This window comes from Marinovum sp. E3 (genome assembly GCF_055755275.1).
In genome coordinates this window covers 149,717-162,610 of record NZ_JBVTQV010000002.1, presented here as the reverse complement: position 1 = coordinate 162,610, position 12,894 = coordinate 149,717, and the positions used below count along the sequence as shown (strand labels likewise).

9 protein-coding genes are annotated in these 12,894 nt (G+C 67.4%); all 9 read left to right on the top strand.

Annotation, left to right across the window (positions count from 1 at the left end):
• Positions 1-256 precede the first annotated feature (256 nt).
• The 9 genes from AC0J5K_RS18180 to AC0J5K_RS18140 all read left to right on the top strand — a co-directional run bounded on the left by AC0J5K_RS18180 (position 257) and on the right by AC0J5K_RS18140 (position 12,886).
• Positions 257-1,354, top strand: a complete 1,098-nt coding sequence (locus tag AC0J5K_RS18180) for a mandelate racemase/muconate lactonizing enzyme family protein (protein WP_274565514.1) — start codon at positions 257-259, stop codon at positions 1,352-1,354.
• A gap of 41 nt (positions 1,355-1,395) precedes the next feature.
• The gene (locus AC0J5K_RS18175) at positions 1,396-2,376 is read left to right on the top strand and encodes a sialic acid TRAP transporter substrate-binding protein SiaP (protein ID WP_083416123.1); all 981 of its coding nucleotides are present in this window, start codon (positions 1,396-1,398) and stop codon (positions 2,374-2,376) included.
• A gap of 66 nt (positions 2,377-2,442) precedes the next feature.
• Entirely contained in the window at positions 2,443-2,997 is a 555-nt protein-coding gene (locus tag AC0J5K_RS18170; RefSeq protein WP_074838196.1) for a TRAP transporter small permease, read from the top strand.
• Between the two features lies 1 nt (position 2,998).
• Positions 2,999-4,276: a TRAP transporter large permease gene (locus AC0J5K_RS18165; protein WP_274565515.1), complete on the top strand. Its 1,278-nt coding sequence runs from the start codon at positions 2,999-3,001 to the stop codon at positions 4,274-4,276.
• 494 nt (positions 4,277-4,770) lie between these two features.
• A complete protein-coding gene (locus AC0J5K_RS18160; protein ID WP_274565516.1) occupies positions 4,771-6,870 on the top strand; it encodes a hydantoinase/oxoprolinase family protein in 2,100 nt (699 codons plus the stop codon).
• Positions 6,867-8,450 (top strand): hydantoinase B/oxoprolinase family protein, encoded by a 1,584-nt coding sequence (locus AC0J5K_RS18155; RefSeq protein WP_074838188.1) that lies wholly within the window; start codon positions 6,867-6,869, stop codon positions 8,448-8,450. The genes AC0J5K_RS18160 and AC0J5K_RS18155 overlap by 4 nt, the downstream gene beginning before the upstream one ends.
• 68 nt (positions 8,451-8,518) lie before the next feature.
• Positions 8,519-10,051: an ABC transporter substrate-binding protein gene (locus AC0J5K_RS18150; protein ID WP_274565517.1), complete on the top strand. Its 1,533-nt coding sequence runs from the start codon at positions 8,519-8,521 to the stop codon at positions 10,049-10,051.
• Positions 10,052-10,061: 10 nt separating this feature from the next.
• Positions 10,062-11,021 carry an ABC transporter permease gene (locus tag AC0J5K_RS18145; protein WP_274565518.1) on the top strand — a complete coding sequence of 320 codons (960 nt, stop codon included), beginning with the start codon at positions 10,062-10,064 and terminating at the stop codon, positions 11,019-11,021.
• Complete coding sequence (locus tag AC0J5K_RS18140) at positions 11,018-12,886, top strand: dipeptide/oligopeptide/nickel ABC transporter permease/ATP-binding protein (protein WP_274565519.1); 1,869 nt, start codon at positions 11,018-11,020, stop codon at positions 12,884-12,886. The genes AC0J5K_RS18145 and AC0J5K_RS18140 overlap by 4 nt, the downstream gene beginning before the upstream one ends.
• Positions 12,887-12,894 lie beyond the last annotated feature (8 nt).

Here is a 12,894-nt window from a genome sequence, read left to right as displayed (position 1 = left end):
CCCCGGAGGGATTGCCCGAAGCGCTGCGTGCCGCTGGCCATGGGTGGGGCAGGGGGCTGCGGCCCCGGGCCGGGTGGATCAGGGGCCGTTCCTTCGATGGCAGGCACCTAGTGCCATCAGGCTTGCCCCATGTCGCTATTGGCCCCAAAGCCTCGAAAATGGACTTACCATAATTACAGACTTGGCAGGAAAATTCGGATATTGACGCCCCGTATCGTTATTTGGTAAGACCAAATTGACAGGAGGAGCCAGGTACATGCCCAAGATAGAAGCCGTCACCGCCGAATTGTTCACCTTGCCGCTGGCAGAGGTTCTCAGCGATGCCATGCATGGGGATCATACCCATTTCGAACTGGTGATCGTGCAGGTCCGGCTGGACAATGGCAGCCGCGGGACTGGCTATACCTATACCGGCGGCAAGGGCGGCCACGCGATCCTTGCCATGATCGAGCACGATTTCGCGGGATGGCTGACCGGGCAAGAGGCCGGTGACATCGAAGCGCTGAATGCCGCGATGGGCCGGCACATCCATTATGTCGGCCGCGGCGGCATCGACAGCTTTGCCATCGCCGCAATCGATATCGCGCTCTGGGACGCCAGGTGCCGCGAACTGGGCCAGCCGCTGTGGAAGGTGGCCGGCGGCGCCTCGGACCGGTGCCGGGCCTATCGCGGCGGGATCGATCTGAACTATTCGCAGGACAGGCTTCTGGCCAGCGTACAGGGCTATCTCGATCAGGGGTTCGATGGCGTCAAGATCAAGGTCGGCAAGCCCGATCTGGCCGAAGACCTGGCCCGCGCCCGCGCGGTGCGCGCGCTGATCGGGCCGGATATCGACTTCATGGTCGACGCCAATTACGCGATGACGGTCGATCAGGCCATCGCGGCGGCATGCGGATTCATGGAGTTGGATATCACTTGGTTCGAAGAGCCCATCGAGCCGGACGATTATGTCGGCTATGGCCACATCGCCGAGACCACCGGCTGCCCGCTGGCGATGGGCGAGAACCTGCATACCGCACAGGAATTCCGCCACGCCTTCGAGAATTCGAAACTGGCCTTCATCCAGCCCGACGCCTCGAACTGCCGGGGCATCACCGGCTGGTTGCAGGTCGCCGAGATGGCGCGCGAGGCCGGTATCCCGGTCTGTAGCCACGGCATGCAGGAGCTTCACGTCAGCCTTGTTTCCGCCCGGCCCAATGCCGGCTGGATCGAGGTGCACAGTTTTCCAATCGACGAATACACCCACCGGCCACTGGTGCTTGAAAACCGCCGGGCCGTTGCGCCTTCGACGCCGGGCATCGGTGTCGAATTCGACTGGGACAAGCTGCGCCGCGCCAACGATGTGGCGGCCTGACGTTGCACCCACCCCAAACCATGAAATTCCGGAGGAGAGAAATGAAGATCACCAATGTCATGGGGCCCGTTGCCCTGGCCGCGAGCCTGATGGGCAGCGCCGCCTTTGCCGATGTGCTGAAGTTCGCGCATGTCTACGAAGTCGGCCACCCGTTGCAGGCCGCCGCCGAAAAGGCCGCGGAGCTGTTCGAGGAGCGCACCGAAGGCCGCCATTCGATCGAGGTTTTCCCGGCCTCGTCGCTGGGCAAGGAGACCGACCTGAACGAAGGCCTGTCGCTGGGCACCGTCGATATCATCTATACCGGCGCCGGCTTTGCGGGGTCGTTCTATGGCCCGGCCTCGATGACCGATTTCCCCTTTACCCTGCGCAATCTCGATCACTGGAAAGCCTATTTCGGCAGTGACGTCTTTGCCGAGGTGGCCCGGGGCTACGCCGATGCCACCGGCGGCAACGAGATCGCGGCGGTCAGCTATTACGGCTCGCGCCACGTGACCGCCAACAAGCCGATCCTGACGCCCGAGGACATGCAGGACCTGAAAATCCGCGTGCCCGGCGCGCCGGCCTATATGCTGTTTCCGGCCGCCGTCGGGGCCAACCCGACACCGCTGGCCTTTGCCGAGGTCTATCTGGCGCTGCAACAGGGCGTGGTGGATGCCCAGGAAAACCCGCTGACCACGATCAAGGCCAAGCGTTTTCACGAGGTGCAGAGCGACATCAGCCTGACCGGCCACATCATCAACTCGACCTATACCGTGGTGTCCGGCTTCCGGCTGGGGATGCTGTCGGACGAGGACCGGCAGATCCTGGACGAGGTGCTGAAGGAAACCGCCGACGACGCCACCGCCGCCATCGTGCAGGCCGAGACCGAGCTGGCCGACTGGTTCCGGGGCGAGGGGGTCACCGTCAACGAGGTGGACCGCGCGCCCTTTATCGCCGCCGTGGCGCCGGCGCTGACCAATGGCGATCAGCCGTTCCCGACCGAGCTTTACGAGCGCTTGCAGGCGGTGCCGGACGCCGAGTAAGGCGAGATCGCACGCCGCCGCGGCCCGAGGCTTGCCGGGCCGCGGCACCCCAGGGAGGAGGACCCGATGACCCGGAAAGACCAGATCGACGCGCTGATCGGCGAGGCGGAGGAAGTCACCGACGATATTTCGGATGTCAGCTGGATGGACATCCCCGTATTGCTCGTCTTTGCGATCCTGTTCGTGATTGTCGCGCTGCAATTCTTCACCCGCTACGTGTTGAACGACAGCCTCGGCTGGACCGAAGAGATCGCGCGCTATTTCCTGATCTTGCTGGGCTTTCTGGGGGGCGTGACCTGTGTTCGCCTGGGCAAGCATATCTTTCTCGAATTTGCCTATCACTACATGGCGCCGAGGGTGATCAAGCCGGTGGTTCTGGGGGTCGAGGCGCTGGTGACGGTCTTTTGGGGCTATGCCGGCTGGCTTGGTGTGGAGCTGGCGCAGCGGACCAATTCCAGCATGGTCTCGGTGCAGATGCCCAAGGCCTATCTTTATTACGCCGTCGCCCTGGGCTGCGCCGGCATGGCGGGTCTTTCCGCCGTCATCCTGGTGCGGCAGGCGCGGCGCCCGGCGCAGGACATCGCCGCCGCCAAGCTCCCGTTCATCTCGGAGGACACCTGACATGGCTCTGACCGTGCTTTTCATCCTGCTCGCCGTCTTCCTGATCCTGGGCGTGCCGGTCGCGGTCGCCCTGGGCGGCGCCTCGCTGGCCTATATCATGATCAAGGGGCTGCCCGATGTGCTGTTGATCCACCGGATGATCGGCGGCATCGACAGTTTTCCGCTGCTGGCCATTCCGTTCTTTATCCTTGCCGGGCATCTGATGAACACCGGCGGCATCACCACCAAGATCTTTGCCTTTGCCCGGTCGCTGGTGGGCTGGCTGCCCGGTGGGCTGGGGCATGTGAACGTCGGGGCCAGCGTGATCTTTGCCGGCATGTCGGGGGCCGCGGTGGCCGATGCCGGCGGGCTTGGCAATGTCGAGATCAAGGCCATGCGCGAAAGCGGCTATGACACCGATTTCTCGGTCGGGGTCACCGCCGCCTCATCGACCATCGGCCCGATCATTCCGCCTTCGCTGCCGCTGGTGATCTATGGCGTCATGGCCTCGGTCTCGATTGGCGAGCTGTTCGCGGCCGGTCTGGTGCCGGGGCTGCTGATGGCGGTGTCGCTGATGGTCATGGTGGCATGGTATTCGTGGAAGCGCGGCTATCCGCGCGACGGCCGGATCAGCGCCTGCCGCATCTGGGAGACCTTCAAGCAGGCCTTTCTGCCGCTGCTGACCCCGGTGATCATCGTCGGCGGCATCGCCACCGGCATCTTTACCCCGACCGAGGCCGCGGTGGCCGCCGTCTGCTATGCGCTGGTGCTGGGCCTCCTGGTCTATCGTTCACTGACCTGGCGGCACCTGGTGCGGGTGTCGATGGACACGATCATCACCTCGGCCGCGATTCTGATGATCATCGCCTCGGCGGCGGTCTTTGCCTGGATCCTGACCTCGGAGCAGGTGGCGACCAAGCTGGGCGCGGCACTTCTGGGCATCACCGACAACACGCAGATCCTGCTGTTGATCATGATGGGGATCGTCCTGTTGATCGGGTTGTTCATGGAGACCATCGCGGCGATCACCATCCTCGTGCCGGTGCTCATGCCGATCGCCTTGAGCGCCGGCATCGACCCGGTGCACCTGGGGATCTTGCTGATCCTGAACCTGATGCTGGGGCTGCTGACGCCGCCGGTGGGCATGGTGCTCTTTGTCCTGGCCGAGGTTTCGGGCGTGCGTTTCGAGCGATGTGTGCGGGCCACGATGCCCTTTCTCGTGCCGCTGGTGATCGTGCTGCTGCTGATCACCTTCATCCCCGGCATCGCGCTCTGGCTGCCGAATGCGGTCTATCGCTGAGCCGGCGGCCCGGATGGGCGAGGCCTGAGCGCAGTTCGGCCCGGCGCGGTGGAGCCGGGATCGCGCGGCCGCTTCGGCCGGTTTCGGACCTTGGCCCGGCGGGCGCCGGCGGTTGCTTCCCCGCCCTTCGTCGGCGGTTGACCGGCAACGGTGGATCTTTGCGCGTCGGATCCGGGGCGCTCTTGCGGGCAAATTCCCGGTGACCCGCGCGCGGCGGCATGCCCGAGGCCCCGAAAAACGCCCAGGCTTTTCAAATGCCTGCGGATTGGGCGGCGCCGGTCTGGCCTGCCCTCGATAGACTTTTTTTTCCCTGTCACAAAAGTTTTGGATTGGACGGCGCGGGGGTTCCGCGTGTCCGATGACCCCAGGCCACCGCGCCGGGTTCGGCCGGTCTGATCCGGGCCGTTCCGGGCGGAGCGGGCAGGGGGGTCAGGTGCCTCCGGCCGGGTCGAGCCGGTGCCTATCGCAGAGTGCAGAGCAGGGAAAGCGCGAAAATGAAGGATGTTACCGACACGGCGGATGGTCTGGCGCAATGGCGCGTCGGGGTGGATTCGGGCGGCACCTTTACCGATATCTGCCTGTTCGACGAGACCTCGGGCAAGATGGACGTCTGGAAGGTGTCTTCGACCCCCGATGATCCGTCGCGCGGCATTGCTTGCGGCGTCGAGGAGGCGATGCGCGAATGCGCCGGCGCCGAGACCGATCCGGCGGCCGCGGTGGCCTATCTCGGCCATGGCACCACGGTGGCGACCAATGCGCTGATCACCCATCGCGGCGCCCGCGTCGGGCTTTTGACCACCGCCGGCTTTCGCGATCTGCTGGAGATCGGCCGCCAGAAACGCCCGGATCTCTACGACATCTTTGCCGACAAGCCGCAGACGCTGGTGCCGCGGGCGCTGCGGTTCGAAGTGCCAGAGCGGCTGCTGCACGACGGCAGTGTCGAGACCGCGCTTGACGAGGACGCGGTGCGCCGGGCCGGGGCCGGGCTGCGCGCGGCAGGGGTCGAGGCGGTGGCGATCTGCTTTCTCTATGCCTTCGTCAACCCGGCGCATGAACAGCGCGCCCGGGCGATCCTCGAGCAGGAGCTGCCCGGGGTCTTTCTCTGCGCCAGCCATGAGATCGCACCGGAGTTTCGCGAATTCGAACGGCTTTCGACCGCGACGGTGAATGCCTATCTCGGGCCGATCATGCAGCGCTATATCCGCCGCCTGACACCACGGCTTGACAATCTCGGCCTGACAGTGCCGCCGCATCTGACCCAGTCGAACGGCGGCGTGGTGCGTTTCGAGGTGGCGGCGGAGACGCCGGTGCGGGCAGTGCTCTCGGGGCCGTCGACCGGCGTGGTGGCGGCGCAGGTGATCGGCGCGGCGGCCGGCGCGCCCGACATCATCACCTTTGACATGGGCGGCACCTCGTCGGATGTGGCGCTGATGGCCGGTGGGCAGACCGCGCGGACCCATGAAAGCCAGGTGCACGGCTATCCGATCAAGGCGCCGATGCTCGACATTCACACCGTCGGCGCCGGTGGCGGCTCGATCGCGCGGATCGACGCCGGCGGGCTGCTCAAGGTCGGCCCCGACAGCGCCGGCGCCGATCCCGGCCCGGTCTGCTACGGGCGCGGCGGGGCGGAGCCGACGGTGACCGACGCTAATATCGTGTTGCAGGTGCTCAATCCGACGCATCTGCTGGGCGGCCGCATGGAGGTGCGCCGCGATCTCGCCCTGGCCGCCATCGACCGCATGGCCGAACGGCTGGGCATGGACACCATGGCCACCGCCCAAGGCATCATCTCGGTGGTGACCGCCAACATGGCCAAGGCGATCCGGGTGATCTCGGTGCAGCGCGGCCACGATCCGCGGGTCTATGCGCTGATGGCCTTTGGCGGCGCCGGGCCGCTGCACGCGGTGCGTCTGGCGCAGGAGCTGGGCATGCCGCGCGTGTTGATCCCGCGCACGCCGGGCACGCTCTGCGCCATGGGGCTGCTGCTCACCGATCTGCGGGCGGAATTCCCGCTGACCCGGCTGATGCCGCTCGAAGAGGCGTCGCTGGCCGAGATCGGCGCCGCCGCCGCGGCGGTCACGGCCGAGGCCGAGGGCTGGTTCGCCGCCGAGGAGATCGCCGCCGACAAGCGCGGGCTAACCCGCCGTGTCGACATGCGCTATGAAGGCCAGAATTACGAGCTGTCGATCGACCTGCCCGCCGGGCCGGTCACCTCCGAGACACTGGCGGCGCTGCGCCAGGGCTTCACCGAAGCGCACAGGCGCATGTATGGCTTTGCCGTGGAGCAGGAGCGCATTTTCTGCGTCACGTTCCGCGCCGAGGCGGTGGGGCTGGTGCAAAAGGCCGAGCTGCCGCGGGCGGCGCTTGGCCCCGAGGCGGCCGACCGCGCCATCATCGGCGCGCGCCGGGTCTGGTATCCGGAAACCAGCTGTTTTACCGAGACCACGCTTTATGCCCGCGACCGGCTGCGGCCGGGGATGCGTTTTGACGGGCCGGCCATCGTCGAGCAGATGGACACCACCACATTGATCCCGCCGGGGGTTTCGGCCCACGTCGACGAAATCGACAACCTGATTTTGGAGCTTGGCCAATGACCGACACCGCCCCCGCGCTCGATCCGATCACCGTCGAGGTCATCGGCGCCGCGCTGTCCTCGATCGTCGAGGAAACCGGCGAGGCACTGGTGCGCGCCTCCTATTCCACCAACGTCAAAGAGCGCCGCGACTGTTCCACCGCGCTGTTCGACCGGGCCGGCCGCACGCTCTGCCAGGCCGAGCATATCCCGGTGCACCTGGGCAGTTTCCTCGATTTCATCCCGATGGTGCTGTCGCTGCATGACGCGGCGGGCATCCGCCCCGGCGATGTGTTTGTCGGCAATGACGCCTATCAGGGCGGCGGCACCCATCTGCCCGACATCGTGCTGGCCGAGCCGGTGTTTCATGGCGGCCGGCTGGTGGCCTGGACGGTGAACCTTGCGCACCATTCAGATTTCGTCGACCGGGCGCATGCCCATATCTATCAGGAGGGGCTGCGCATCCCGCCGATCCGGCTATATCGCGAAGGGGTGTTGCAGGAAGATGTGCAGAACCTGATCCTGCTGAACTGTCAGGTGCCGCGCGAACGGCTGTCGGATCTGCGCGCGCAGATGGCGGCGAACCGGGTCGGCGTGCAGCGCTTTCAGGAGCTGTGCGCGCGCTATGGCGCCGAGACGGTGCTGGCCTCGGGGCAGGCGCTGCTGGACTACGCCGAGCGCAAGATGCGCGCCGGCCTGGCGGCGCTGCCGGACGGGGCGTGGCGGTTCGAGGATGTGTTCGACAATCTCGATTTCGACGCGCCGATCCCGCTGGCGGTCACGGTGACCATTTCCGGCGAGGACATCGCCTTGGCCTTCGAAGCGCCGCCGCAGGTCCGAGCCGGCATCAACATGACGCGCACCGCGCTTCTGGCCACGGTCTATTACATCGTGAAATCGGTGGTCGATCCGACGGTGCTGCCCAATGCCGGGCTGGCGCGGCCGATCACGGTGACGGCGCCGGACCGATCGATCCTCAATTGCGCCCATCCGGCGGCGGTCAACGGGCGGGTGCAGACCTGCCAGCGGGTGGCCGATCTGATCCTTGGCGCGTTGGCGCAGGCGGCGCCCGAGCGGGTCTCGGCCTGCACCAATTCGACCTGCACGGTGGCGCAGTTCTCGGGCACCCGGCAGAGCGGGCCGGAGGCCGGCGCCTACTGGGTCTATCTCGAGACCATCGGCGGCGGCGGCGGCGCCCGGCCCGCGGCCGACGGGCTGGACGGCATCCATGTGCATGCCACCAATACATCGAACCTGCCGGTCGAGGCGCTGGAAGTCGAATATCCGCTGATCCTCGAGCGCTACGAGCTGGTCGACGGCTCGCAGGGGACCGGCCGCCAGCGTGGCGGCATGGGGCTGCGCCGGGTCTACCGCGCCACCGAGGATTGCCTTGTCCGGGTCGATATCTCGCGCAACCTGTCGCGCTCCTGGGGGCTGGCGGGCGGCGGCGAGGGCGGCCACGGCAGCTATGCCACCGGCCCCGGCACCGCGCCTTTCGATCGCGGCCAGGGTGCCCTGCGCCGGGGCGAATGGCTGGAGGTGGTCACCCCCGGCGGGGGCGGCTATGGCCATCCCGAGGAACGCCGCGTCGCCGCCGAGTGACGCGCCCCCGAACCTTTACCCACCCGAAGGGCCGAAAAGAGCCCGCCACAACCGACAAGGAGACTGCAATGACCAATGGACTGAACCGCCGCGGCTTTCTCGCCACGACACTCGGAGGCGCCGGGGCGCTGAGCTTCCTCGGCCCGCGCGCGCTGATGGCGCAGGAGGGCGGCACGCTGCGCTTTGCGCTGTCGACCTTTCCGCCGAGCCTCGCGGCCTGGACCTCGGCCGGAACGGCGGCGGGGACCATCAAGCTGATGATGCACCGCGGGCTTCTGAGCTATGGAGCCGACGGCATGCTGCGCGGCGAGCTGGCCGAGGATTGGTCGGTGGATGACGCCGGGGTCTGGACCTTCACCCTGCGCGAGGCGCAGTGGCACGACGGCACGCCGGTCACCGCCGAGGACGTGGCCTATACCATCGCTGAGGTCGCCAAGCCCGACAGCGCCGCTTTCAGCCAGGGCCAGATGTCGCTGATCACCAAGGTCGAGACGCCCGACGCCCGCACCGTGCGGCTGCATACCTCGGAGCCGCTGGCGACCCTGCCGGGCTGGTTCGCGCATTACCACATGCCGATCATCAAGACCGGCGAAAGCCCCGAAACCGAGATCGGCGCCGGGCCCTTCACGCTCGACAGCATCGAACGCGGCGTGTCGCTGAGCCTCACGGCCTTCGACGGCTATTACAAGCCCGGGCTGCCGAAGCTCGCCGGGGTCGAGGCCATCGTCTATGCCGACGAGAACCTGCGCGTTGCGGCGCTGGAAGCGGGCGACGTCGATCTTGCCGAATACGTGCCCTGGCAGGCCATGGCACAGGTCGAGGACAATGACGCGCTGAGGCTCGATGTCACCGACGGGCCGTTCATGTATCTGACCTTCAACGCCGGCAAGCCGCCGTTCGACAACCCCAAGGTGCGGCAGGCCGTGGCGCATGCCATCAAGCGCGAGGATATCGTTGCGGCGGCCTTCTACGATCGCGGCGGGGCGCTGACCCATCTGCCGATCGCGGAGAAATCGGAATTCTTCAACCCCGACCTGGCCGACGCCTGGTCTTACGACCCGGAAAAATCCAAGGCGCTGCTGGCCGAGGCCGGTTATCCCGACGGTTTCTCCTGCACCATGCTGTCGACGGCGCAATACGGCATGCACCAATCCACCGCCGAGGTCTGTCAGGCCTATCTTTCGATGGTGGGCATCAACGCGCAGCTTGATCTGCCGGAATGGTCGAGCCGGGTGAAGAAGGGCAACGAAGGCCAGTACGACCTTGCCGTGATGGGCACCACCGCCGACAACAACGACCCCGACGGGCTGGTCAATGTGCTTGACGGCTCGCTGCCGCCCTCGTTCGTGCGCAGCTATGACATGCCGACGCCGGAGATCACCGAGCTTTTCGCCAGGGGTCGGGCGACCTTTGACACCGAGGAGCGCAAGGCGATCTACCACGAGCTGGAAAGCACCGCGATCGAGACGGTGCCGCTGGTCGGTCTCGCCTGGCGGGCGCAGGGTTATGGCATGAAGGCGGGCGTTTCGGGCTTTGCCAACCTGCCCGGGCAGCTGACCTTCTATTCCGGCATCACGCTGGAAGAAACCATGCTGGGCTGAGCGGTCCCCGATGGTCAGATACATAGCCTACCGCAGTCTCGTCGCGATCTTCCTGGTCTGGGTGGTGGTGACGCTGGTCTTCCTGTTGCTGCACCTGATCCCCGGGGATCCGGCGGAACTTCTGCTGAGCCAGGGCAGCATCGCGCCCGATCCGCAGGCGGTGGCCGCGCTGCGCGAGAAGATGGGGCTCAACGCCCCGCTGTGGCAGCAGTATCTCGACCATCTGGGGGGGCTGCTCTCGGGCGATCTCGGCGCGTCGTTCCGTGACGGCGCGCCGGTGATTGAACAGATCGCCACGCGCCTGCCGCGCACGCTCGAGGTGATCTTCACCGCCGCCCTGCTGGCCAGTCTGGCGGGGGTGCCGCTGGGCACCTGGGCGGCGATCCGCGCCGGCGGCAAGGCCGACGGTTTCGTTTCGTTGCTGGCCTCTGCGGCGCTGTCGACGCCGGTCTTCGTGGTCGGCTCGGTGGTGATCCTGATCTTTGCGCAACAGCTGAAATGGCTGCCGGCTGGCGGCTTCGTGCCGTTCTCGGAGGATCCGGTGCAACACCTGAAACTGCTGATCCTGCCGGCCGGCACCGTGGCGCTGAGCCTCTGGGCGGTGATCACCCGGATGACCCGCGCCTCGGTGCTGGAGGTGCTTGAGCGCGACCATGTGCGCACCGCCCGCGCCAAGGGGCTGGGCCGCAACACCATCCTGCGCCGCCATGTGGTGCGCAATGCGCTGATCCCGGTGCTGACGGTGCTGGGGCTCGAGATGGGCACGCTCATCGGCGGCACCGTGCTGGTCGAATTCGTGTTCAACTGGCCGGGTCTGTCGGGCTATCTCGTCGCCGCCGTCGACGCCCGGGACTATCCCGAAGTGGTCGGTATCGTGATGACGATCTCGGTGCTCTTTGTCTTTCTCAACCTCGTGGTGGACGTGGTCAATGCCGCGCTCGACCCGCGTATCTCGCTGGTGACGCCATGAGCCGATCGACCCGAAAACTGCTGCTGCCCGGCGGCATCGTCCTCGCGCTTGTCACCGTGCTGCTGCTGGCGCCGCTTCTGCCGCTGCACGACGTGCGCGCCATGGACATCCCGAACCGTTTCGCCGGCCCCTCGGCCGCGCATTGGCTGGGCCAGGACGAGTTCGGCCGCGACGTGCTGGCGCGGCTGATCTGGGGCGGGCGGGCCTCGCTGTTCATTGCCGTCGGCTCGGCCCTGGCGGCGGCCACGATCGGCACCCTGCTGGGCCTGCTCGGCGGCTATTTCCGCGGCGTCGTCGAAGTGCTGACGGTGCGCGCCGCCGAGGTGCTGCTGTGCCTGCCGCCGCTGTTGCTGGCGCTGCTGGTGGTGACCATCCTCGGCGCCGGCACCTGGCCGCTGATCCTGGCGCTGACGCTGCTCTATACCCCGAATTACGCCCGCGTCGCCTATGCCGCGACGCTTCAGGTGCGCGGGCTGGATTACGTCACCGCACAGCGCGCCATGGGCGCGCCGCCGCTGACCATCCTCGGCCGCACCATCCTGCCCAACGTGCTGCCGCCGCTGCTGGTGCAGATGTCGCTGGTGGTGGCCTCGGCCATGGTGATCGAGAGCGGGCTGAGCTTCCTCGGCCTGGGCGTGGTGCCGCCGACGCCGTCCTGGGGGCTGATGATCCGCGCCGCCCGGGGCGCGATGGAACAGGCGCCGATGCTGCTGGTCTGGCCGTCGCTGGCGCTGGCCGGCACCATCCTGACCTTCAACCTGCTCTGCGACCGGCTGCAAACCGCGCTCGACCCGCGCGAGGTGACCAAGGGCGGCGCGCTGTGGATGCGGCGGCCGGGGCGGCGCAAGACGGCGGCGGCGCGGCGGCCCGGGGCCGCGGACGACAACGGGCCGCTGGTCGAAATCCGCAACCTCGCCATCTCGGTCGGCCGGACGCCGCAGATCGACCTGGTGCGCCGTGCCGGGCTGACGGTGATGCCGGGCGAGACCGTGGCGCTGGTCGGCGAGAGCGGATCGGGCAAGACGCTCACCAGCCTGGCGCTGCTCGGGCTTCTGCCCGACCAGCTTCGGGTGAGCGCCGGCGAGATGCGCTATCGCACCCGCGCGGGCGCGGTGCTCGACCTGGCGCAGATGGACGAAGAGGCGTTTCGGGCGCTGCGCGGGCCGGAGGTGTCGATGGTGTTTCAGGACGCCGCCGCAGCGCTCAACCCGGTGCACCGGGTCGGCGACCAGCTGGCCGAGGCGCTGCGCGCCGGCGGTCTGACCGGCGAGCGCGCGGTGCAGGCCCGCGTCGTCGAGCTGCTGCGCCATGTCGGCATTCCCGATCCCGAACGCCGCCGCCGCGCCTATCCGCATGAGCTTTCGGGCGGGCAGCGCCAGCGCGCGATGATCGCCCTGGCGGTGGCCAATTCTCCCCGGCTGCTGGTGGCCGACGAACCGACCACCGCCCTCGACCCGACGATCCAGGCCCAGATCCTCGACCTGTTCCGCAAGCTCAAGACCGACACGCCGGACATGGGGCTGATCTTCGTCACCCATGACCTTGCGGTTGTCTCGGAACTGGCCGACCGGGTGGTGGTGATGTACGCCGGAGAGGTGGTCGAGACCGGGCCGGTGGCCGAGGTCTTTGCCCGGCCGAAACACCCCTATACCGCGGCGCTGATCGCCTCGGTCCCCGAGGGCGCGGCAGATCAGCTGCGCGCCATTCCCGGCAGCGTGCCGCCGCCGCATGACATGCCGCCGGGCTGCCGGTTTGCGCCGCGCTGCGATCATGCGCTGCCGCAATGCACCAGCCGGGTGCCGGAAACCAGCCACCCGGAGGCGTCCCGCAGCTCGCGCTGTATCCGCTGGAAGGAGGTCTGCTGATGTTCGAC